General features: G+C 66.9%; 19 protein-coding genes. 16 read left to right on the top strand and 3 right to left on the bottom strand.

Annotated elements, in window-relative coordinates:
* The first annotated feature begins 2 nt into the window (after nt 1-2).
* From recG to MSG_RS07935, 9 genes are all read left to right on the top strand, one after another.
* Nucleotides 3-2,222: an ATP-dependent DNA helicase RecG gene (gene recG, locus MSG_RS07895; RefSeq protein ID WP_096438549.1), complete on the top strand. Its 2,220-nt coding sequence runs from the start codon at nt 3-5 to the stop codon at nt 2,220-2,222.
* Nucleotides 2,219-2,929 (top strand): HNH endonuclease family protein, encoded by a 711-nt coding sequence (locus MSG_RS07900; protein WP_096438551.1) that lies wholly within the window; start codon nt 2,219-2,221, stop codon nt 2,927-2,929. Before recG ends, MSG_RS07900 begins: the two co-directional genes overlap by 4 nt.
* 705 nt (nt 2,930-3,634) lie before the next feature.
* Nucleotides 3,635-3,856: a hypothetical protein gene (locus MSG_RS07905; protein ID WP_096438553.1), complete on the top strand. Its 222-nt coding sequence runs from the start codon at nt 3,635-3,637 to the stop codon at nt 3,854-3,856.
* Between the two features lie 4 nt (nt 3,857-3,860).
* Nucleotides 3,861-5,114 carry a PPE family protein gene (locus tag MSG_RS07910; RefSeq protein ID WP_096438555.1) on the top strand — a complete coding sequence of 418 codons (1,254 nt, stop codon included), beginning with the start codon at nt 3,861-3,863 and terminating at the stop codon, nt 5,112-5,114.
* Between the two features lie 108 nt (nt 5,115-5,222).
* A complete protein-coding gene (locus tag MSG_RS07915; RefSeq protein WP_096438557.1) occupies nt 5,223-6,512 on the top strand; it encodes a PPE family protein in 1,290 nt (429 codons plus the stop codon).
* Nucleotides 6,509-6,832: a DUF732 domain-containing protein gene (locus tag MSG_RS07920; RefSeq protein WP_096438559.1), complete on the top strand. Its 324-nt coding sequence runs from the start codon at nt 6,509-6,511 to the stop codon at nt 6,830-6,832. The genes MSG_RS07915 and MSG_RS07920 overlap by 4 nt, the downstream gene beginning before the upstream one ends.
* Nucleotides 6,833-7,036: 204 nt before the next feature.
* Nucleotides 7,037-8,746 carry an amidohydrolase gene (locus MSG_RS07925; RefSeq protein WP_096438561.1) on the top strand — a complete coding sequence of 570 codons (1,710 nt, stop codon included), beginning with the start codon at nt 7,037-7,039 and terminating at the stop codon, nt 8,744-8,746.
* A 12-nt stretch (nt 8,747-8,758) separates the two neighbouring features.
* Entirely contained in the window at nt 8,759-10,414 is a 1,656-nt protein-coding gene (locus MSG_RS07930; RefSeq protein WP_096438563.1) for an amidohydrolase, read from the top strand.
* Nucleotides 10,415-10,822: 408 nt separating this feature from the next.
* Nucleotides 10,823-11,587 (top strand): GAP family protein, encoded by a 765-nt coding sequence (locus MSG_RS07935; protein WP_142404464.1) that lies wholly within the window; start codon nt 10,823-10,825, stop codon nt 11,585-11,587.
* Nucleotides 11,588-11,630: 43 nt separating this feature from the next.
* Here MSG_RS07935 and MSG_RS07940 read toward each other — a convergent pair whose 3' ends face one another.
* Together MSG_RS07940 and MSG_RS25325 are read right to left on the bottom strand one after the other, a co-directional pair.
* Nucleotides 11,631-12,476 (bottom strand): aldo/keto reductase, encoded by an 846-nt coding sequence (locus MSG_RS07940; protein ID WP_162899170.1) that lies wholly within the window; start codon nt 12,474-12,476, stop codon nt 11,631-11,633.
* A 5-nt stretch (nt 12,477-12,481) separates the two neighbouring features.
* Entirely contained in the window at nt 12,482-13,111 is a 630-nt protein-coding gene (locus MSG_RS25325) for an aldo/keto reductase (RefSeq protein ID WP_096438567.1), read from the bottom strand.
* Here MSG_RS25325 and MSG_RS07950 point away from each other — a divergent pair.
* The 6 genes from MSG_RS07950 to coaD all read left to right on the top strand — a co-directional run bounded on the left by MSG_RS07950 (nt 13,110) and on the right by coaD (nt 20,160).
* Nucleotides 13,110-14,231 (top strand): alpha/beta hydrolase, encoded by a 1,122-nt coding sequence (locus tag MSG_RS07950; protein ID WP_096438569.1) that lies wholly within the window; start codon nt 13,110-13,112, stop codon nt 14,229-14,231. The genes MSG_RS25325 and MSG_RS07950 overlap by 2 nt on opposite strands.
* Nucleotides 14,232-14,265: 34 nt before the next feature.
* A complete protein-coding gene (locus MSG_RS07955; protein ID WP_096438571.1) occupies nt 14,266-15,033 on the top strand; it encodes a DsbA family protein in 768 nt (255 codons plus the stop codon).
* Nucleotides 15,030-15,626: a vitamin K epoxide reductase family protein gene (locus tag MSG_RS07960; protein WP_096438573.1), complete on the top strand. Its 597-nt coding sequence runs from the start codon at nt 15,030-15,032 to the stop codon at nt 15,624-15,626. The genes MSG_RS07955 and MSG_RS07960 overlap by 4 nt, the downstream gene beginning before the upstream one ends.
* Nucleotides 15,627-15,636: 10 nt before the next feature.
* Nucleotides 15,637-19,032 (top strand): pyruvate carboxylase, encoded by a 3,396-nt coding sequence (locus tag MSG_RS07965; RefSeq protein WP_096438575.1) that lies wholly within the window; start codon nt 15,637-15,639, stop codon nt 19,030-19,032.
* 72 nt (nt 19,033-19,104) lie between these two features.
* Entirely contained in the window at nt 19,105-19,659 is a 555-nt protein-coding gene (rsmD, locus tag MSG_RS07970) for a 16S rRNA (guanine(966)-N(2))-methyltransferase RsmD (protein WP_096438577.1), read from the top strand.
* A 24-nt stretch (nt 19,660-19,683) separates the two neighbouring features.
* Entirely contained in the window at nt 19,684-20,160 is a 477-nt protein-coding gene (coaD, locus tag MSG_RS07975) for a pantetheine-phosphate adenylyltransferase (RefSeq protein ID WP_096438579.1), read from the top strand.
* Nucleotides 20,161-20,163: 3 nt separating this feature from the next.
* On the opposite strand, the gene MSG_RS07980 is transcribed toward coaD, so the two are convergent.
* Nucleotides 20,164-20,436 (bottom strand): hypothetical protein, encoded by a 273-nt coding sequence (locus MSG_RS07980; RefSeq protein WP_142404465.1) that lies wholly within the window; start codon nt 20,434-20,436, stop codon nt 20,164-20,166.
* A gap of 388 nt (nt 20,437-20,824) precedes the next feature.
* On the opposite strand from MSG_RS07980, the gene MSG_RS07985 reads away from it, so the two are divergent.
* Nucleotides 20,825-22,348, top strand: coding sequence for a PfaD family polyunsaturated fatty acid/polyketide biosynthesis protein (locus MSG_RS07985; protein WP_197705017.1), 1,524 nt, complete (start codon nt 20,825-20,827; stop codon nt 22,346-22,348).
* The last annotated feature ends 449 nt before the right edge of the window (nt 22,349-22,797 follow it).

A 22,797-nucleotide genomic window follows, 5' to 3' on the forward strand; every position in this document is an offset into this window, starting at 1 on the left:
CGGTGGTGGCGCTGTCCGATCGGCTGGACCTCATCGTGGGCGCCAAGGCCGCCGATCTGCTCGACGACCTGTTCGGCGTCCGTACGGTCGACGATCTGCTGCGCCACTACCCGCGCAGCTATACCGAGACGGCCGCCAAATGGGATGCCGAGGATGCGCGCCCGGAGGTGGGCCAGCACATCACCCTTGTCGACACGATCACCGACACCCACTCGTTCCCGATGAAGAAGAATCCGCGGCGCAAATGCCTCCGCATCGCCGTGGGATCGGGTCGCAGCAAGGTGACCGCGACCTTCTTCAATGCGGACTACCTAAGCAAGGACCTCACCGAGGGCACCCGGGTGATGCTGTCCGGGGAGGTCGGATACTTCCGCAACGCCATGCAGCTGACGCACCCCGACTTTCTGATCCTGGACTCCGCGGGCGGGCACAGCCGCGGCAGCAAGTCGCTGAAAACGATCGCCGATACCTCCGCGGCGCGCAGTGGTGAGGAGCTGATGTCGGCATTCGACCGTCGCTTCTTCCCGATCTATCCGGCCAGCACCAAGCTGCAGAGCTGGGACATCTACGCCTGCGTGCGCCAGGTGCTCGAGGTCCTCGATCCGGTGACCGACCCGCTACCCGACGAGCTGCTCGCCGCCCATCACCTGATGTCCGAGGACGCGGCGCTGCGGGCGATTCATCTTTCCGAAGACGAGGCCGAGCGCCGGCGCGCACGGGATCGGTTGACCTTCGACGAGGCCGTCGGGCTGCAGTGGGCGCTGGTGTCGCGCCGGCACGGCGAGCTGTCGCAGTCGGGGCCGCCGGCGCCGCCGCGGGCGGCTGGGCTGGCCGCAGAACTGTTGCACCGCTTGCCTTTTGAGCTGACAGATGGGCAGCGCGAGACGCTCGACGTGCTGTCGGACGGGCTGGCGAGCACCCGCCCGATGAACCGGCTGCTGCAGGGCGAAGTCGGCTCGGGCAAGACGATCATCGCGGTGCTGGCGATGCTACAGATGGTCGACGCCGGCTACCAGTGCGCCCTGTTGGCTCCTACGGAAGTCCTTGCTGCACAACACCTACGGTCGATCAACGACGTGCTCGGCCCGTTGGCGATGGCCGGTCAGCTGGGCGGGGCCGACAACGCGACCCGGGCCGCGCTGCTGACCGGATCGATGTCGGCGGCGCAGAAGAACCAGGTGCGCGCCGAGATCGCCGGCGGTGAGGTTGGCATCGTCATCGGCACGCACGCGCTGCTGCAGGATTCGGTGGAATTCCACAACCTGGGCATGGTGGTGGTCGACGAGCAGCACCGCTTCGGCGTGGAGCAACGAGATCAGTTGCGCGCCAAGGCTCCTGCCGGTATCACGCCGCACCTGTTGGTGATGACGGCGACGCCGATACCGCGCACGGTCGCACTCACGGTCTACGGCGACCTGGAAACGTCGACCCTGCGCGAACTGCCGCGTGGCCGCCAACCCATCACCAGCAACGTCATTTTCATCCGGGACAAACCCGCCTGGCTGGACCGCGCCTGGCAGCGCATCCGCGAGGAGGTCGCGGCCGGCCGGCAGGCCTACGTGGTGGCGCCCCGCATCGACGAGACCGACGAGACGGACAAGGGGGCGGAAGACACCCGCCCCACGGAGACCGCCGAGGGCTTGTTCGCGCGACTGCGCTCGGGCGAGCTGGCGAATCTGCGGCTGGGGTTGATGCACGGGCGGTTGCCCGCCGAGGAGAAGGACGCCGCGATGACCGCGTTCCGCAACGGTGAGACAGATGTCCTGGTGTGCACCACTGTCATCGAGGTCGGGGTCGACGTCCCTAACGCCACCGTGATGCTGGTGATGGACGCCGACCGATTCGGCATCAGTCAGCTGCATCAGCTGCGGGGCCGCATCGGCCGCGGCGAGCATCCGAGCCTGTGCCTGCTCGCCACGTGGACCTCGTCGGGCTCGCCGGCCGGCCGGCGGCTGCGCGCCGTCGCCGAAACCCTGGACGGTTTCGCCCTTTCCGACCTGGACCTCAAGGAGCGCCGCGAAGGAGATGTGCTGGGCCGTAACCAGTCCGGCCGGGCGATCAATCTGCGGCTGCTGTCGCTTGCCGACCACCTGGCGTTTATCGAGGCCGCGCGCGAATTCTGCACCCGGGCCTACGAAGAGAACGGCAAGCATCCCGGATTGGCTTTGCTGGCAGCGCGATTCACCGAGACCGACCGCATCGAATACCTGGACAAGTCGTGAATCGCAAAGTGCTGCTGTGGTTGTCGGCGGCCGCGGTGCTCGCGGTGCTGGTCGCCTACCAGACGCTGGGGTCCTCGGCGGCCAAGCGCGCCGAAGTGGCCGCGCGCGCGGACGTCCCAACGGTGCAGCCGGGCGCCGATGTGCTGGCCGGTATCGCGGTGTTGCCGCAGCGAGCCCACCGCTACGACTATCACCGGTCGGCCTACGGCGACGCCTGGGACGACGACAATGACGCCCCGGGCGGCCACAACGGGTGTGACACCCGCGACGACATCCTGGATCGCGACCTCGTCGACAAGACCTACGCGTGGGTCACGCGGTGTCCCAACGCGGTGGCCACCGGCATCCTGCACGACCCGTACACGAACACGTCCATCGTGTTTCAGCGTGGCGCGAAGGTCGGCGAGGCGGTGCAGATCGACCACATCGTCCCGCTCGCCTACGCCTGGGACATGGGGGCCTACGGGTGGAATCTCGCTGAGCGGCTGCGGTTTGCGAACGATCCGGCCAATCTGCTGGCCGTCCAGGGTCAGGCCAATCAGGACAAGGGTGATTCACCGCCGGCCCAGTGGATGCCGCCCAACGCCGCATTCGCGTGTCAGTACGCGATGCAGTTCATCGCGGTGCTGCACGGCTATCAGTTGCCGGTAGACCAGCCGTCGGCGGGCGTGTTGCGGCAGGCGGCCGCCACCTGCCCCGCACGCTGACTGCCGCGCAGCGTGAGAATGTGCTCATTGTCACCGATTTGGTGCGTCTCCCACGAACTACAGGTGGGCCGACAGGCCTGTTCGATGGTCCGGGCCTGGGACACCGCACCGAGCTCATGATGTCCGCCCGGCCGCTACGGGCGTAACTCTCGAAATTCGACGCGGCTCTTGGCTGCGATCTTTTGCGCGCTCAGATGAACGCCAGGTATTCTTTGGCCATTCGTGCAAAGGCAGGTGAGCTAGTGGCATTCCAGGCGGACATGTTGGTCGTCCACCCGAATGCGACTATCGATGTGGGCTCACCTGCAGGCTTTGCCCCGCCTGATTCGCGTGCCAGCCGCGCCGGCACTCGAGTCATCCCCGGAAATCTCAACGGCCACTTCGATTCGGCCCATGACGCACCGCTGCAAGCGGTTTCGGCTGCCCCGGACGCCGCCTGTGGTGTGTACAAACGTGTCGCCCGTTCGACCGCGACCGTCGCTTCGTCTACTCGATGTATCTGCGCATCTGGATCGCCGATACACCGCTTCGGTCGGTGCGCCGCATTCGGCGGCCGCGCCTAGCTGACAGCGGGCTCCCGGGCCAGGAATGAGCGGCGCGATTGCGGCGCCGCTTCATGCCATTGGCTCACCATCAGCGAACCAACCGGCCGTTCGTAATTAAGCCTGTTTGAAAGACCTAACACTATCGTTAGGGAGGAATTCCATGTCTTTTCCCACCGCGCCGACGGGGTTGCTGATGGCGCCCGGGCCGACTTCCGGTCTGGCTTTGGCCGTCGCCTGGATATCGATGCTGACCGTTGAACATACGCAGAGGTATCGGCTGGTGACCGCGCTGACTCGGGACCGGTTCGTTGTCAGGCTGCCGCACGCCGCTTCGCACGGCAGGGCTCGTCGCACCGTGGCGACGCTGATGTTGCGGGGATAGGCATATGGGTTTCGGAGCGCTACCGCCGGAGGTCAATTCCGGGCGGATGTATGTCGGTCCGGGGGCGGGCCCGTTGCTGGCCGCGGCGGCGGCCTGGGACGGGCTGTCCGCAGAATTGCGGTCGACGGCGGCTTCCTACCGGTCGACGGTCGAGGGTTTGACGCTCGGGTCGTGGCAGGGGGCGGCGTCGGCAGCCATGGCGGCGGCGGCCTTGCCCTACGCGGCGTGGTTGAGCTCGACGGCGGACCAGGCGGAGCAGGCAGCCACGGCGATCGTGGCGACGGCAAGTGCCTATGAGGCCGCGTTCGCCGCGACTGTGCCGCCGTCGGTGATCGCAGCCAATCGCAGCTTGCTGTCGACGCTGGTTGCCGCCAACATCCTGGGCCAAAACACCCCGGCAATCGCCGCGGCCGAAGCCGAATACGCCGAAATGTGGGCCCAGGACGCCGCCGCGATGTACAGCTATGCGGAGTCCTCGGCGGTGGCTGGCGAATTGACGCCGTTTTCCTCGCCGCCCCAGACCACCGATCAGTCGGGTGCGGCGACGCAATCGACCGCGGTCGCACAAGCAGTGGGCAGCCAGACCGCCTCGGAGCTGCAGGCGCAGCTGTCCGAGCTGATCGCTCAGGTGTCCGGTACGGCGGACACTGCGACCGCTGCCGACACGTCGCTGTGGTCGTCCTTTCTCGCCTACATCGAACCGTATTTGGGACACCTTGCCGTCATTGCCAACGGCATCACGGGGCTGTTCACAATCTTTGGGCCAGCGCTGATACCCATCGCCTGGTTCCTGGTCGCGCTGCAGATGGTGGGTCTGTCCCAAGGCGTTCCGGGTCTGGTGGCCCTGCTCAATGCCCGCCCCCGCCTGCCCTACGTCCCCGGGGCGTTGGCGCCGCTGCGGGCCCAGTACATGTCGGCGGTCATACCGGATGTCGGTGGTTGGGGCGGCACGGGGTCCCTTGGCATCGGCCGGGCGACGTTGGTCGGCTCGCTGTCGGCACCCCAAGGCTGGGTACAGGCGGCGCCGGCAATGAGGCCGGTCGTCTCGGTGTTGCCGGGCGGGGATCTGGGAGCCGTCCCGGGCATGGCCGAAGATACCCAGGCAGGCATGTTCGGCGACATGGTGCTGTCCAGCATCGCTGGACGAGTTCTGGCCGGAGCCACGGTGCACACCGTCACCAACGCCAGACCCGCGGGCGGCTCGGCGGCGCACGACGTTGCCACCACCGCCACCATCATCGTGGTGTCCGATGACTGAGAACCCAGGGATCCGTCAGCACCCCGGTGGGTTCGCCAGGCACCGCCATGTCGCCGGCGACGCATATCGCCCGCTCGGCAGGCCACGGAACGGGCGGAAAGGGATCCCATGAGCGTTGCAGTGTTACCACCAGAAGTCATCTCCGGTCAGATATATTCAGGCCCCGGTTCGGCGCCGTTGCTGGATGCTGCCACGGCCTGGGATGGGCTGTCGGCTGAATTGCAATCCGCGGCGGCCTCCTATGGCTCGATTGTCGAAGGGCTGGTCAACGAATCGTGGACGGGCCCGTCATCGGCGTCCATGGCGGCGGCGGCCGCGCCGTTTGTGGCATGGATGTCGGTCACCGCGGCCCGGGCCAAGGCAACGGCCAACCAGGCCCGTGTTGCCGCGGGCGCCTTTGAGACGGCGTTGGGCGCTACGGTCCCACCCGACGAGGTCGCGGCCAACCGCGCGCAGCTGCAAACGCTGGTGGCGAGCAACATCGTCGGGCAGAACACCGCCGCGATCGCGGCCAACGAGGCCCAATACGGCGAAATGTGGGCTCAAGACGCCGCGGCGATGCTCGCATACGCCGGGTCTTCGGCGCAGGCCGCCAACCTCGACTCGTTCACCCCGGCACCGCAGACCACCGATCCGAGCGGCTCGGCCAGCCAGGCCGCGGCGGTGGGTCAATCCAGTGCGTTGAACAGCGCCACCAGCTCAGCGACCAGACTGTCGAGCGCGACGTCCTCGCCGCCCCAACCCCTGCTGGATTTGCTGAAAGCCCTGGCAGATTTCGCCGCGTTCGCCAACATCGGCATGGGCGCTCCCAACTTCGGTATGGGTGAGTTCAAATTTTTCTGGACACCTCCCGTCACGGCCCTTCCCGACATGCCGGCGAAAGCGGCTCTGGGGGCAGGCCTGGGGGCACGCTCGGCGGCGGCCTTTACCAGTTCGGTGTCGGCGGGTGTGGGCGACGCGAATATGGTGGGTAAGTTATCGGTGCCACCGAGCTGGGCCGGGGCCACCCCGGCGATCAGGCTGGCCGCCAACGGGTTACCCGTGGCCAGCCTTGCCGCGGCCCCGGCCGCGGCAATCCCGGGAAGCCTGCTCAACGAGATGGCACTGGGGAGCCTGACCGGCGGTGCCCTGGGTGATACTCCGCGCATCGTCAGCGCAAGTGCCACTCGGGTCGGCGGCAAAGGAGCCAAGGCCGTCGCCGAGCCGGTCAAGCTCGACGATGTCATCGCCAGGCTGCAAAAGTATCCGGATTCGGTACAGCACTGGAAAGTCGATAAGGCTGGGCTGGACGATCTGCTCGATCAGCTGTCCAAAAAGCCCGGGATCCACACCGTGCACGTGTCAAAAGGCCGCAAGCCTCAAGCCAACGCGCCCGACTCGTCGATGGGTTCCCGGTGAAACTGCTTCCGGCGCTACTCATTCCTGCCGCAATTGCCCTCGCCGCGCCCGCCCAGGCCGACCTTGACGGGGACGATGGCGCTTTCCTGAATCGCCTGCAAAAAGCGGGCATTGCTTATAACAGCCCAGCTCAAGTTGTCACGTCCGCCAAGGCAGTGTGCGCGTTGTTGAGTAACGGCGAAACGGCCATCGAGATCCTCAAAGACCTCAAGGACACCAACCCGGGAATGACGCTGGATCGCGCGGCTGCGTTCACGGTCATCGCGGCGAACGCCTACTGCCCCGAACACCTGGTACCGACTCCCAAGCCGGCGGCCTGACGGGACTGAGCAGCTCAACGCGCCGCGCCTTGTTCCACGCGCTGAGGGCAACCGACGATCGTCCTGCACGGCGTCGACGGCCTCCCGCGACCTCGACATGCGAGGCGGCAACCGCCCAGCGGGCGTCCATCCGTTCATCCACAGCGTCTTACCAAGAAGACGTCTTACCAAGAAGACGTCTTACAAGGAAGATAAGGAGCAACCATGGCCGACCAAATCCTGACGGCATCGACGGTGATCACGCTCGATGACGCCACACCACGGGCCGAGGCCGTTGCGGTGTCCGGGGACCGCATCACGGCCGTCGGCTCGCTGGCCGACCTGCGGGAGGCGTTCCCGTCGGCCACCGTCGTCGACACCGGTGCGGCGGCACTGCTGCCCGGTTTCGTTGAGCCGCACGGTCATCCGCTCGTCAGCGGGTTGGCAACCGAGCCGCTGGTGCGCTCGATCGCCCCGTGGGACGCCCCGACCTGGGCCGACGTCGAGGCGGCATTCGCCGAGGCGCTGGCGAGCACCGACCCGTCGGTGCCGCTGTGGTTCGCGGGGTTCGACTCCTTGCTGCATCGGCATCACAAGCCGGAGGCAACCGAACTGGACCGCATCTTCGGCGATCGGATCGCGGTCGTCACCGACAACTCCGGGCATGCGGTGTACTTCAACACCGCAGTGATCAAGAGCCACGGCTGGGATGTCAACGTGCCGCAGGACCCCGTGGCAGGATCGTTCGGCCGCAATGCCGACGGGACCCTCAACGGGCACGGGTTCGAGACGCCCGTCCTGCTGGCGGTGACTCAGCCGCTGCTCGACAAGCTGGGCAACCCGCTTACTTCGGCGGCAGAGTTTTACGCGCGGATGTCGCGCGCCGGGTACACGTCGGCCACCGACATGACTTACGATCCGGCCTACCAACAGGCCTACGAGGCGTTGGCCTCGGTGCCGTCGAGCCCACTGCGGATCGCTATGTGGGAGGTGTCGCTCACCGACAGCTACCCGTACCCAACAACGTTCGCGCTCGGCGAGGAGTGGCTGGCCAAAATCGGCGTGAAACTGTGGACTGACGGGTCCCCGTGGGTCGGCAACATCGCCACCTCCTTCCCCTATCTGAGCACGCCGGCCACCCGGGTCGCGGGTATCGACCCCGCGGTGGCCGGCGGCGCACGGTCGTTGAACTACACGCGCGACCAACTCGACGACATCCTGGACCGGGCGGCGCCACACGGCTGGTCGATGTCCTTCCACGCCAACGGGGACCTGGCGATCGATTTGGCACTCGACGCGTACGAGGATGCGCTGCGGCGGCATAACCTGCTCGGCGCCGACCATCGCTGGCGGTTGGAGCACCTCGGTGCCGGACGGCGCGAGCATTTCGAGCGGGCCGCGTCCCTGGGCGTGCATGTGTCGCTGGCCCCGTTCCAGTACTACTACTGGGGCGACCTGCTCGACGGACAGATGTTCGACTCCGAGATCGGTTCGCAATGGCAACGATTCGCCGACGCGGTGGCTTCGGGGGCGGTGGTTTCCCTGCACAATGACGGTGGGGTCTCTCCGCCGAGTCCGGTCATCAACGTGCAGACGGCGGTCACCCGCCGCACGCGCAGCCGCCGGGTTCACGGTGCCAACCAGACGATTGGGCTGGATGTGGCGCTGCGCGCGCAAACCATCAACGCCGCACGAACCTCGCGCCGCGACCACCTCGTCGGCTCGATCAGTGCGGGCAAGCTCGCCGACTTCGTCGAGCTCACTGCCGACCCCTATACGGTCGATCCGGCGGACTTGGCGGAGGCCGTCCAGGTTACGGGGACCTGGGTAGGAGGCGGCCGGGTCGACCTCGACCAGTTCATCGACGCTGTCAGCAGGGCCGACAACTCCGAGCACGCCCACCTCAGCGGCAAGCGTCAGCCGTGCTGCCGATGATTCGGGGGACGCATGACCAACCAGATCACTGTTTTCAAGGCTGACAGGGTTCGCACCCTGCAGCGTGCGCTGCCGGTCGCCGACGCGGTGGCCGTCCGCGACGGCCGGGTGCTCGAGGTGGGCACGCTCGAGTCATTGGCGCCGTGGCTCAACGAATTCGACCACACCATTGACGACTCCACATTCCGCGGCAAGACCTTGCTTCCGGGGTTCATCGACCCGCATCTGCACCCGGAAATGGCGGCGATGATCTTCCTGACCGACATCGTCGCGGCGACCGACTGGTCATTTCCGTGGGGTACATACCCCGGGGTGTCGGGGCGGGTGAATTACCTGGCCCGACTGACCGAGCTGGAGCGCGCGAAGACCGATCCTGATGAGCCGCTGAACACCTGGGGCTACCACCAGGGCTGGCACGGCGACGTCACCCGTGCCGACCTCGACGCGATCTCGGCCACCCGCCCCATCTTCGTCTGGCACCGCAGCCCGCACGAAGGGATCGGCAACTCCGCGTTCATCAAGCGCTACCGCATCAGCGAGGACCTGGACGCGAAGACCGGGCAGACCGACGTAGCCAACGGCAAGTTCTGGGAGATGGGCGCCAAGGCGGCGCTGGGTGATTGGCTCGCAGATCTGAGTGCGCGGTTCGATGTCGGCCTGGCCAAGGTGGGCCAGGCGATCCGGCACGCCGGCGTCACTACCGTGGCGGACATGTCGACGGGGATGTTCATCGGCAGCACCGACCGGGCGCTCGCCGCGTACCGCGCCGCGTACGAACAACCCGAGGTGCCATTCCGGGTGGTGATCACCCCCGCGGCGAGCGCGTTGGCCGATGAATACCCTGACCGGGCAAGGCAATTGGCATACCTGGAGTCCCTGCTACCCACCAGCAGCGACCGTGTCCGCCTCGCCCGCCGGATCAAACTGTTCGCCGACGGCGCCCTGTTCGGGTTGCGTTTGCAAATGCTGGCGCCGTGCTGTGGTTCGGGTGTTCGTCCGGAGTGGATGACCACCCCGGACGAACTGATCGAGCAAGCCAAGTTCTACTGGAAGGCGGGCTATCAGATCCACGTGCATGTCACCGGCGATGCCGGCACCCAGCTGGCCCTGGATGCCCTTGAACAGTGCCTGTTGGAGCAGTATCGGCCGGATCACCGTTTCACCCTCGAACACTTCGGATTTTCCACCGACGAGCAGGTGCAGCGGGTGAAAGGCCTGGGTGCGCAGGTGTCGGTCAACCCGTTCTACGTCTACGAACTCACCAGCTTCTTCCGGGCCAACGGGATTGGCGACGAGCGGAGCAGCCAGATGTCCCGAACCGGGTCGCTGGAGGCCGCCGGAGTGCCGTTCGCGCTGCACTCCGACCTGACCATGGCCCCGGTGGACCCGTTGCTATTGGCCTGGGTGGCGGCCAACCGCGTCACGATGGACGGTGACGTGGTGGCTCCCAACGAGCGAGTCTCGCTGACCGCGGCGATACGCGCGATCACCATCGATGCCGCCCGCATCCTCCGTCTGGAGAACGAGATCGGTTCGATCGCCGCGGGAAAGCGAGCCGACTTCACCGCCCTGGAAGCCGACCCGTGGGACGTCGGCGTCGCGGGTTTGCGGGATATTCCGGTGACACACAGCGTGTTCGGCGGCGAGGTGCTCGACGCGGGTGGTTAGCGTCACGCGAACACATCGCCTGTGACGTGGGGCGCGTGCCGCAATCCGGGAAATCCGCTAACCGTGATTCTGAAGCAAACAACGACCGGTCGGCGAGTTTCGCGGCTGCCCACTGTCGCGGGTGTCGAACGGTAGGCGGACGCAAAGCCAACCACGCCCAGTGCCGAGCTGCCGCCGCGGGAATAGCCCGAATCTGTTGTCGCGAAACAAGATTCGCCCTGGAATGGATCATGACAACGCGCTCCGGTGGCCGAGGTGGGCCCAGGAACGCGGACCGGTGTCGGCGAGGAGGTAGCTGGGGCGGCTGCACTCGTTTGGCTCTGACGCACTCGATGCCTGGCGTCCGGCGACTGCGTCACGCACCGCTGAGGACGTCAGCAAACCCCTCCTGTGCGCTAGCGTGCATCCGTGTCTGGTGACTTGGCGTCGGAATTGGCGGTAATGGTTCCACTTGCGCTTGTCATTGCCACTTCGCCGTTCTCGGTGGTCCCAGCGATCCTGGTGCTGGACACTCCGCGGCCGCGTCCAACCGGCCTGGCCTACCTGCTCGGCTGGATCGCAGGGCTGACGGTGGTCACCGGGGCATCCCTTGGCTTGTCGGGGGGGATCGAAGACGTCGGGGACCCACCAGCATGGATGTCGTGGCTGCGTGTGGTCCTCGGTGCGGCCCTGATCATCTGGAGTGTCTACTCCTGGATCACCCGGCACCGGCGGACGCACACGCCAGCCTGGATACGGCACGTTACTGCATTTACGCCCACCCGGGCCGCTGTCTTCGCCGCCCTGCTTCCCGCCCTCGTGCTCAAGCAATTGTCCGTCTGTGTCGCGGCGGGGGTGTCGCTCCGCGGCGCTGGCCTGGGGTTTATCGGCGGCGTGATCGGATTCGCCGTGTTCCTGGCGCTGTCAGCCTCGACGGTCGCCATACCCGTGGTCGGTTACCTGGCGTGGCCGAGCCGGTTCGGTCCGCTCCTGGGGCGGCTCAGGGCTTGGCTGCAACGGCACGCCACCACGATTGTGGCGGTGGTCTTGACCATAATTGGAGCGGTTCTGGTGCGCGAGGGCGTCAGCCAGTTGTTGTCGACCCCGCAGGTTGCACGGGCATCCGTGGTCTGCGTCCACTCGCAGCCACCGGCACTGTGGGCGCCGTCCGGCACTCCGTTCGCCCGCGAGTAGGGCGTGTTGCCGCAGACGGCCGTCACCTGCCCCGCGGCCCCGCTCAGGTGCCTTCGTAGGTATCCGGGTCCGGGCGCAGCCGGGTGCCGTCGTTGAGCGCGTTGATGGCGTCCATGTGCTCCGCAGCCAATTCGAAATCGAAGATGTCGATGTTGCTGGCGATGCGTTCGGGATTGGCCGACCGGAAGACGACCGCGTTGCCGAGTTGCACGTTCCACCGCAACAGCACCTGCGCCGGAGTCTTGCCGTATTCGCCGGCCACCGAGGTCACGGTCGGATCGTCCAGCAGCCTGCCCAGGGCCAGCGGCGTGTAGGACTGCGTGACGACATTGTGTTGCGCGTTCGTCTTGCGCAGCTCGGCCTGGCTGAGCAGCGGGTGCAGCTCGATCTGATTGACGGCCGGCGTCGTGAAGGTCAGGTCGATGACCATCGACAGGTATTCCTCGGTGAAGTTGGACACGCCGATCGAGCGGGTGTGTCCTTCGGCGCGGTTTTGCAGCAACCCGCCGAAGGAGTCCACATACTTGCCCTTTTGCGGGGCCGGCCAGTGAATCAGGTAGAGGTCGATATAGTCCAGCCCGAGCCGGTCCAGGCTGGCGCTGCAGGCATCCAGGGCGCCCTTGAGGCCCTGGTCCTCGGTGGCCAGTTTGGTAGTGACGAACAGTTCGGCGCGCGGAATCCCGGACGCTGCGATCGCGCGGCCCACTGCGGCTTCGTTGCCGTACGCCGCGGCCGTGTCGATGAGCCGAACGCCGATTTCCAATGCTGCCGCTACGGCGCGCTCGGTCTCATCCTCCGACAGGTGCGCGACGCCCAGCCCGAGGACCGGCATCGTATTTTCGTCATTGAGGGTTATCGAGGGTGCGGCGGTGCCCGACTCGCCAGTCAACTCATTCACCTGCCTGTGAAACTGAAAGTTCGCGGATTCGGACCAAGCCGGGTTCCATCGTCGAGCGAGCTGATCGACGCCATTTCTTCGGCACTGGGTTCGAAGTCGAACACGTCAAAGTTACTCGCAATCCGGGTGGGGTCTACTGACTTGGGGATCACGATATTACCGAGTTGCAAATGCCATCGGATCAACACCTGCGCGGGTGTCCGGCCACGGACTTCGGCCACGGCGCTGATCGCCGGATGATTCAGGGGCGCTCCTCGACCCAGCGGCACCCACGCCTCGGTCGATCTGGGGAACCGCGGGTGCAGCTCGGTCTGGTTGACGGCGGGGGCGACGCCGATCGCGTCGAAGGCCGTCAGCGTGCTGTCGTAGCCTTGGTCCGGGTTGGCCAGTTTGGCCACGACGTAGAGTTGGTCGCGCGGCACGTCGGACTCGACAACCGCACGCCCCGTCTCCCGTTCATTGGGGTGGGCCGCGGCGGTGTCGATATGCCGGTATCCGGTGGGCAGCGCGGCACTCACCGCCTGCCGGGTGGCCGCCGCCGGGACCTTGAAGACGCCGAGGCCGACGGCGGGGATCGCAGTACCGTCATTCAGGGTGACTACGTCTTTTTCGAGGGGGCCGGCCATGACACCGAGTCTGCCAGGCGCACCGGACCTGCAGCGGGGAGTTGGACGCGTGCCGACGCGCTGGACCAGCCTGTTGCAGGGCGCGGTCACCAACGTCGGGCCCAAGGTCATTCCGTGGATCCCGGCACCCGCCAAACGCGCGCTGTCCGGGATCCGCGCGGTGGTCATCGACGGCAACACGCTCGACCCCACGCTGCAGCTGATGCTGTCCGGTCTGCGGTTGGCCGGCATCGACGGTCTGCTGGTCGCCGACGGCGACCCGGCGGCGTCGCGCGCCCAGATGCACGATTCGCTGACGGGTTTCGCCGGTCCGCAGATTCATGTCGTGGTGCGCGACCTCTCGCTGCCCGGCCCGGCCGGTGCCATCGCGGCGCGGCACTACCGCCCCGCCAGCGGCGAGGCCACGGACCTGCTGGTTTTCTTTCACGGCGGCGGCTGGACGATCGGCGATCTCGACTCCTATGACGCGTTGTGCCGATTGATCTGCCGTGACGCCGGGATCCACGTGCTGTCGATCGACTACCGGCTGGCTCCCGAGCATCCCGCGCCCGCGGCGATCGAGGATGCTTATGCCGCTTTCACCTGGGCATGCGAGCACGCCGGCGAGTTCGGCGCGACGTCCGGACGGGTCGCCGTCGGCGGGGACAGCGCGGGCGGCAACCTGGCCGCGGTCGTGTCCCAGCTGGCTCGCGACGCGGGCGGCCCCACCCCGGTGCTGCAGTGGCTGCTCTACCCGCGGACCGACTTCACCGCGCAGACCCGGTCGTTGAGCCTGTTCGCGCGCGGCTTCCTGCTGACCAAGCGGGACATGGATCTGTTCGCCGCGCACTATCTGAAGGGGTCGGGCATCGAGCCGACGGACCCGCGGGTGTCGCCCTTGCTGGCCGAGTCGCACGCCGGGCTGGCTCCCGCGCTGATAGCGGTCGCCGGTTTCGACCCGCTGCGTGACGAGGGCCAAAGCTATGCGGCGGCGCTGCAGGCCGCGGGCACCCCGGTCGACCTGCGCTACCTGGGTTCGCTGACGCATGGGTTCGCCAACCTGTTCCCGCTGGGCGGCCACAGCGCCACGGCAACCAGCGACCTGATCTCGGCTCTGCGGGCTCACCTGAGCCGCGCTTGATCGAGCTTGCGGCCGTCGCCGGTAATCTAAACGCGTGGCCGACAAACCTAAACGTCCCGAGCGATTCGACCTCAAGTCCACGGGCGGCAAATCCGGCCGCCTCATCCAGATCGGCGGGACCGCGTTCATCGTGATCTTCGCTGTCGCACTGGTCTTCTACATCGTGACGCAGCATCACGACAAGAAGGGCGGCGCATCGGGGCAGGGCGACACGGTTCGGGTGACGTCGAGCAAGCTGATCACCCAGCCAGGCACCACCAACCCCAAGGCTGTCGTTACTTTCTACGAGGACTTCCTGTGTCCGGCGTGCGGTAATTTCGAGCGCACCTTCGGTCCGACGGTGTCCAGGCTCATCGACGCCGGCGCCATCGCGGCCGACTACTCGATGGTGGCCATTCTCGACAACAACAAGAACCAGAACTATTCGTCGCGGGCCGGCGCGGCGGCGTTGTGCGTTGCCGACGAGTCCATCGACGCGTTCCGCCGCTTTCACGCCGCCTTGTACAGCGCGGGGACGCAACCCGACGAACGGAGCAGCAACTTCCCCGACAACGCGAAGCTGATCGAAATCGCCCGCGAGGCCGGTGTGGTCGGAAAGGTGCCCGACTGCATCAACAGCGGGAAATACCTGTCGAAGGTCAGCGGTGCGGCGTCGGCGGCGGGCATCAACGCAACCCCCACGATCAAGATCAACGGCGAGAACTACGACCCGTCGACGCCCGACGCGCTCGTCGCCAAGATCAAGAGCATCGTGGGCGATGTGCCCGGGATCGACAGCGCTGTCGCTCCTGGCGCTGCGTGACGGCCGCGGTGACCCGCGACCGCGTGCCCGCGCCGAGCGCGTGGTGGGTGTTGATCGCCGGTGTCATCGGGTTGCTGGGGTCGGTGACCCTCACCGTGGAAAAGATCGACCTCCTGGCGGACCCCGGCTACGTGCCGACGTGCAATTTCAATCCGATCCTGTCGTGCGGCTCGGTGATGGTCACCCCGCAGGCGTCGCTGTTGGGCTTTCCCAATCCGCTGCTGGGCATCGCCGGATTCGCCGTCGTGGTGGTGGCCGGCGTGCTGGCTGTCGCGAAAGTCCCGTTGCCCCGGTGGTTTTGGATCGGGCTGGCGGTGGGGTTACTGGTCGGCGCGGTGTTCGTGCACTGGCTGATCTTCCAGAGTCTTTACCGGATCGGCGCGTTGTGCCCCTATTGCATGGTGGTCTGGGCGGTCGTCATCACGCTGTTGGTAGTGGTGATCTCGATCGTGGTGCGCCCGTCGCTGGGTGGCGCGGGCGCCGCGGCGCGGGTGCTTTTCGGTTGGCGCTGGTCGCTGGTGACGTTGTGGTTCACCGCGGTGTTTCTCCTGATCATGGTGCGGTTCTGGGATTATTGGTCGACGCTTTTGTGAGGAGTCAACAATGATCTCCAAAGTGCTGGTGGCCAATAGGGGCGAGATCGCTATCCGCGCGTTTCGCGCGGCCTACGAGCTCGGTGTCGGCACGGTCGCCGTGTACGCCTACGAGGACCGCAACTCGCAGCATCGCCTGAAGGCCGACGAGTCCTACCAGATCGGCGAGGTCGGTCACCCGGTGCGCGCCTACCTGTCCGGCGACGAGATCGTCGAGACCGCCCTGCAGGCGGGCGCCGACGCGATCTACCCGGGTTACGGTTTCCTGTCGGAGAACCCCGACCTGGCCGCGGCGTGCGCGGCCGCCGGCATCACCTTCGTCGGTCCGAGCGCCGAAGTCCTTGAGCTGACTGGAAACAAGTCCCACGCGATCGAGGCGGCCCGGGCCGCCGGATTGCCGGTGCTGAGCTCCTCGGCTCCGTCGTCGTCGGTCGACGAGTTGGTGTCGGCCGCCGAATCCGGAGAAGCCGACTTGCGGTTCCCGTTGTTCGTCAAGGCGGTTGCGGGCGGCGGCGGGCGAGGCATGCGGTATGTCAACGACATCGACGCGCTGCCCGAGGCGATCGAGGCGGCCAGCCGCGAGGCCGAGTCGGCGTTCGGCGACCCGACGGTGTATCTCGAGCAGGCGGTGGTCAAACCCCGCCATATCGAGGTACAGATCCTGGCCGACAACGCCGGCAACGTGATTCACCTCTACGAGCGCGACTGCAGCGTGCAGCGTCGTCACCAGAAGGTCATCGAATTGGCACCCGCGCCGAACCTCGCTCCCGAGCTGCGGGACAAGATCTGCGCCGACGCCGTCGCGTTCGCCCGGCACATCGGCTACAGCTGCGCCGGCACGGTCGAGTTCCTGCTCGACGAGGCTGGGCACTACGTCTTCATCGAGATGAATCCGCGGATCCAGGTGGAGCACACCGTCACCGAGGAGATCACCGACGTCGACCTGGTCTCCAGTCAGCTGCGCATCGCTGCGGGTGAGACGCTGGACGATCTGGGCTTGCGGCAGCAGGACATTCACCCGCACGGCGCCGCACTGCAGTGCCGAATCACCACCGAGGATCCGGCCAACGGCTTCCGTCCAGACACCGGGCGCATCAGCGCGTACCGCAGCCCCGGCGGCGCCGGCATCCGCCTGGACGGCAGCACCAATCTCGGCGCGGAGATCAGCGCGCACTTCGACTCCATGCTGGTCAAGCTCACCTGCCGGGGCCGCGACTTCCACACCGCGGTGCGCCGGGCGCGCCGGGCGATCGCCGAGTTCCGCATCCGCGGGGTGTCGACGAATATTCCCTTCCTGCAAGCGGTTCTGGACGATCCGGACTTCAAGGACGGCCGCGTCACCACCTCGTTCATTGACGAGCGTCCGCGGCTGCTGACGGCGCGCGAGTCGGCCGACCGCGGCACCAAGATCCTCACCTATCTGGCCGATGTCACCGTCAATCAGCCGCAAGGCCCACGTATCTCGACGGTGTATCCGCAGGACAAGCTGCCCGAAATCGATCTGGAGGCCCAGCCGCCGGCCGGATCCAAGCAGCGCCTGGTCGAGCTGGGGCCGGAGGGCTTTGCGCGTTGGCTGCGCGAGTCGCCGGCGGTCGGGGTCACCGACACGACGTTCCGGGACGCCCACCAGTCGCTGCTGGCGACGCGAGTGCGTACCAGCGGATTGAACCGGGTGGCACCGTATCTGGCCCGGACGATGCCGCAGCTGCTTTCGGTGGAATGCTGGGGTGGCGCGACTTATGATGTGGCGCTGCGGTTTTTGAAGGAAGATCCCTGGGAGCGGCTGGCCACGCTGCGCGAGGCGATGCCCAACATCTGCCTGCAGATGCTGTTGCGGGGGCGTAACACCGTGGGCTACACGCCGTACCCCGAGCTGGTGACGTCGGCGTTTGTGGAGGAGGCGACCGCCACCGGGATCGACATCTTCCGCATCTTCGACGCGCTCAACAATCTGGAGTCGATGCGTCCGGCGATCGATGCGGTGCGCGAAACCGGTTCTGCCATAGCCGAAGTCGCGATGTGCTACACCGGTGATCTGTCCAATCCCGGCGAGCACCTCTACACCCTGGACTACTACCTGAAGCTGGCCGAGCAGATCGTGGATGCCGGGGCGCACGTGCTGGCCATCAAGGACATGGCCGGGCTGCTGCTGCCGCCCGCCGCGCAACGGCTGGTCTCCGCGCTGCGCAGCCGGTTCGACTTGCCCGTGCACGTGCACACGCATGACACCCCGGGCGGCCAGCTGGCCAGCTACGTCGCCGCCTGGCAGGCCGGGGCCGACGTCGTCGACGGTGCGTCCGCGCCGTTGGCCGGAACCACCAGCCAGCCCGCGCTGAGCTCGATCGTCGCAGCCGCCGCGCATACCCAATACGACACGGGGCTGTCGTTGCCGGCGGTCTGCGCACTGGAGCCGTATTGGGAGGCGCTGCGAAAGGTATACGCGCCCTTCGAATCCGGGCTGCCCGGGCCGACCGGGCGGGTCTATCACCACGAAATCCCGGGCGGCCAATTGTCGAATCTACGGCAGCAGGCGATCGCGCTGGGGCTGGGCGATCGATTTGAAGAGATCGAGGAGGCCTACGCCGGGGCTGACCGCGTGCTGGGCCGGCTGATCAAGGTCACCCCGTCGTCGAAGGTCGTCGGCGACCTGGCGCTGGCGTTGGTGGGTGCGGGGGTCAGCGCCGACGAGTTCGCCGCCGAGCCCTCGCGGTTGGACATCCCCGAGTCGGTGCTCGGCTTTTTGCGCGGCGAGCTGGGTGACCCGGTCGGCGGTTGGCCCGAACCGCTGCGCACCGCCGCACTGCAGGGCCGCGGCCCGGCCAGGCCGGTGCAGCAACTTTCCGGCGAGGACGAGGCCGCGTTGGCGCTGAACGGCATCAAGCGTCAGGCCACTCTCAACCGGTTGCTATTCCCCGGCCCGACAAAGGAATTCGAGGAGCATCGGGAGATCTACGGCGACACCTCGCATCTGTCGGCCAACCAGTTCTTCTACGGTCTGCGTCAAGGCGAAGAGCACAGCGTGGAGCTGGAGCGCGGGGTCGATCTGCTGATCGGCCTGGAGGCCATCTCCGAGCCGGACGAGCGCGGCATGCGAACGGTGATGTGCATCATCAACGGCCAGCTGCGGCCGGTGCTGGTGCGCGACCGCAGCATTGCCAGCTCGGTGCCGACCGCCGAGAAGGCCGAGCGCGGCAATACCGACCACGTCGCCGCGCCGTTCGCCGGCGTGGTCACCGTCGGGATCGCCGAGGGTGATCGGGTGAGCGCCGGCCAGACCATTGCCACCATCGAGGCGATGAAGATGGAAGCTCCCATCACCGCGCCCAAAGAGGCCACCGTGGAGCGGGTCGCGGTGTCGAGCACCGCGCAGGTGGAGGGCGGCGACCTGCTGGTGGTGCTCCGCTGACGCGACCGCGACGAGGCAGGGCCGAGCGATGAGGTGGGGGCACCTCCCGCTTGCGGGGGAGAGCGACGCCGATTGACCAGAATCATCGGCGGCGTCGCCGGAGGGCGGCGCATCGCGGTCCCGCAGCGCGGGACCCGGCCGACCACCGATCGGGTGCGCGAGGCGCTGTTCAACATCGTCACCGCGCGGCTGGATCTGGACGGCCTGGCGGTGTTGGACCTCTATGCGGGTTCGGGGGCGCTGGGGCTGGAGGCGCTGTCACGGGGCGCGGCATCCGCGTTGTTCGTGGAGTCCGATCAGCGCGCCGGCGCCGTCATCACGCGCAACATCGAGACCGTTGGCCTGCCCGGTGCGGCGCTGCGCCGGGGAACGGTGGCCGCCGTGCTCGCGGGCGGGGCCACGGCCCCGGTCGACCTGGTGCTGGCCGATCCGCCCTACGAGGTCGACACCGCCGAACTCGAGGCCGTGGTGGCGGCCTTGGCCGCGCATGGTTGGGTGCGCGAGGGCGCCGTCGCCGTGCTGGAGCGCGCGGCCGGCGGCGCGTCGTTGCACTGGCCGGAGGGCTGGGCCGCGTGGCCCGAGCGCGTTTACGGCGACACCCGTCTGGAGCTGGCCGAATTTGGTTGAGGCGCCCTGCTACCTTGATCGCTTATGAGCGGCGCGGTTTGCCCGGGATCGTTTGACCCGGTGACGTTGGGCCACATCGATGTTTTCGAGCGCGCCGCGGGCCAGTTCGATCAGGTGGTGGTGGCGATCCTGGCCAATCCCGCCAAGAAGGGCATGTTCGACCTCGACGAGCGGATCGCGATGATCGAGGAGGCGACCGAACACCTGCCGAACGTGCGAGTGGAGGCCGGCCAGGGCCTGGTGGTGGATTTCGTCACGTCGCGCGGACTGACGGCCATCGTCAAGGGGCTGCGCACCGACACCGACTTCGAATATGAGCTGCAGATGGCGCAGATGAACAAGCACATCGCCAATGTCGACACCTTCTTCGTGGCGACCGACCCGCGATACTCGTTCGTCTCGTCGTCGTTGGCCAAGGAAGTTGCGACCCTGGGCGGCGACGTCTCCAAGCTGCTGCCCGAATCCGTCAATCGCCGACTGCGCGAGAAGCTTGGGCGCTGAGTTCTAGAACGGCGGGTTGTCGGGCCGGGCGCCGACGGACGACTCGTCGTAGACCCAATCGGCGGGTAACGCCTCGGGCTCCCGAGGTTCGTTGACCCAGGTGCACAGCGGGCTGGTGCTCGGTATGCCCTTGAAGATGAACAGCTTGTCGCACATATGGTTTCGGAATTTGGGCGCGGCGATCCCCTCGTTGCACGCCGCCTGGCGCCGGTTGTGCAGCCGCACCTGCGCGATGCGGGCACGCCGCCGTCGCGACCAGCCGGCGCCAGGTGCCAATGGGTCCGGCCCTCGGCCAGCAGTGCCGCGACCCGGGTAGCCGGGTGTCCAGCGCTAGCACCTCGGGGCCCGCTCCTCCGAATATGCATTCGATGATGGCGATGGCGGCTGGCATGATTCCCCTCCGAATGCGCGAAACCGGTAATCACGTTTTGGCGCGCGTGCTGCCTGTTCATGACAAAATCGGTTGGATTTCGTGAGTTATAGGTATCGGGCCTTCTGGGCAATACCCGTCAGCACTGACGTTTGAGGGGAATTGGCAGTGAACGAGCGACCTACCGCCCTATTGGGACAACGCGCTGAGGCGGGCTCCGTTCTGGGTGGGTGGCGCCGGACGACTGTGCCCCCGGCATTCGCTTCGCAAGACATTGCTCACCTTCTGCAATATGTGCGGCACCCGGTTCACGTGGTGCGCGAAGAGGCGACGGGCCAATTGGGATTGACGATGGGCGGCGAGTTGGTCAGCGCCGGCGAATCCGATATTTCGTTGGTGGGAACCCTGCCCCCGATCTACCCGGAATGGTTGGGCGATCGCGAGTTCTGCGAGGCCCACGGACTGCGCTTCCCCTACGTCACGGGGGCCATGGCGAACGGTATTGCCACTCCGGAGCTGGTGGTGGCGATCGCCGAGGCGGGGATGCTTGGCTTTTTCGGCGCCGGCGGCCTCTCGTATGCTGGCGTGGAGCGGGGACTGGCCGAGATCCAGACGCGGTTGGCGGGCCGGACCGGCCTTGCCTGGGGCGCGAACCTGATTCACTCCCCGAACGAAGCCGCCCTCGAGGGGCGCGTCGCCGAGCTGTTCATCGAGCGGGATGTCCGGATCGTCGAGGCGTCGGCGTTCATGAAGCTGACGCCCGCGGTGGTGCATTACGCCCTGTCGGGCTTGTCGACGGATCCGAGCGGCGCCATCGTCCGCGCGCACCATGTGATGGCGAAGGTGTCACGCCCCGAAGTGGCCCGCATGTTCATGGAACCGGCGCCTGACGCGCTGGTGTCGGCGCTCGTGGCCGCCGGCAAGCTGACGGCCCGGGAAGCCGAGCTCGCGCGGCACGTACCGGTCGCCGAGGACATCACGGTCGAGGCCGACAGCGGCGGGCACACCGACAACCGGCCCCTGCCAGCCCTTTTCTCGGAAATCGTGATGCTGCGCGACCAGCTGGCGCAGCAGCACCGCCGGGATTTTCGGGTGCGCGTGGGTGCCGCCGGTGGACTCGGCACGCCCCAGTCCGTCGCCGGCGCGTTCGCGATGGGGGCCGCGTACGTGCTGACCGGCTCGGTCAACCAGTCGTGCGTCGAGTCGGGGCTGTCGCCGCAGGCACGCGCGATGCTCGCCAAGGCCGGGGTGGCCGATGTGATGATGGCGCCGGCCTCCGACATGTTCGAGATGGGCGTCAACCTGCAGGTACTCAAGCGTGGGTCCATGTTCGGACCGCGCGCGAGGAAGCTCTACGAGTGGTACTCCCGCAACCCGAGCGTGGCCGCGGTCGCGGAGCAACACGGGCCCGAACTGGAGAAGATCCTCGGCAAAACCGTCGACGACGTCTGGTCGGAGACGGAGCAGTACTGGGCGCAGCGCGACCCGGCGGTGCTCGAGCTCGCGACGCGGGACCCGAAGTATCAGATGGGGCTGATGTTCCGCTGGTACCTCGGTAAGTCGAGCCGGTGGGCGATCGACGGCGACGCCGACCGCGTGCTGGACTACCAGATCTGGTGCGGTCCATCCATGGGAGCTTTCAACAGCTGGGTGGCCGGTAGCTACCTGGAGGAGTGCGAGAACCGCAACGCCGTCCAGGTCGCGCTCAACCTGCTCGAAGGCGCCACTCAAATCAGCCGGGCGCAGCAGGCGCGCAAGTGCGGGATACCGGTCCCGGCGACCGCGTTTGGCTACCTTCCGCGCCCGTTGTCCCTGTAGCGGCCGCCAAGCCGTCAATGGTCTTTGCTTTCGCCCGCCGCCTTTCCGCGGGGCGCATTGCGCATTGTTATAAATCGCCTCACGGATTTCGGAATTGGTTTTCCAAAACCGGATGTTGAAAAAGCTTATCGAGAGAACCCGTCGGGGCCGTCGGCAGAATGCCACCGAACGGGCGCGCGGCATCGCGTTCCGGGCGACGACTCGGTGCGTCCAAAGGGCCGGAATCACGTCGCGAACGCCCGCGCCTGGGCGGGAAACCGGCAGGTCAACGATCGCCTGAGAGTCAATCTATCGGTATTGACAATTCGTCAGTACAGTAGTCGTCGTTCTGATAGCGTCCAGGCGAGCGCTGGAGCTGCCTCGGCTGTCAACGATGCCAGAATCCTCGATGGTCAGCCTTTATACGACGCAGGTCAACAAACGATGTTGACCTGCTAAACCGTGCAAAG

The organism is Mycobacterium shigaense (assembly GCF_002356315.1).
Taxonomy (GTDB): Bacteria; Actinomycetota; Actinomycetes; order Mycobacteriales; family Mycobacteriaceae; genus Mycobacterium; species Mycobacterium shigaense.

What these genes read in the sequence shown, in the direction of transcription:
- MSG_RS07905 (WP_096438553.1), top strand. Translation starts at nt 3,635, where the DNA reads ATGTCTTTTCCCACCGCGCCGACGGGGTTGCTGATGGCGCCCGGGCCG.
- MSG_RS07910 (WP_096438555.1), top strand. Translation starts at nt 3,861, where the DNA reads ATGGGTTTCGGAGCGCTACCGCCGGAGGTCAATTCCGGGCGGATGTAT.
- MSG_RS07915 (WP_096438557.1), top strand. Translation starts at nt 5,223, where the DNA reads ATGAGCGTTGCAGTGTTACCACCAGAAGTCATCTCCGGTCAGATATAT.
- MSG_RS07925 (WP_096438561.1), top strand. Translation starts at nt 7,037, where the DNA reads ATGGCCGACCAAATCCTGACGGCATCGACGGTGATCACGCTCGATGAC.
- MSG_RS07930 (WP_096438563.1), top strand. Translation starts at nt 8,759, where the DNA reads ATGACCAACCAGATCACTGTTTTCAAGGCTGACAGGGTTCGCACCCTG.
- MSG_RS07950 (WP_096438569.1), top strand. Translation starts at nt 13,110, where the DNA reads ATGACACCGAGTCTGCCAGGCGCACCGGACCTGCAGCGGGGAGTTGGA.
- MSG_RS25325 (WP_096438567.1), bottom strand. Translation starts at nt 13,111, where the DNA reads ATGGCCGGCCCCCTCGAAAAAGACGTAGTCACCCTGAATGACGGTACT.
- MSG_RS07965 (WP_096438575.1), top strand. Translation starts at nt 15,637, where the DNA reads ATGATCTCCAAAGTGCTGGTGGCCAATAGGGGCGAGATCGCTATCCGC.
- coaD (WP_096438579.1), top strand. Translation starts at nt 19,684, where the DNA reads ATGAGCGGCGCGGTTTGCCCGGGATCGTTTGACCCGGTGACGTTGGGC.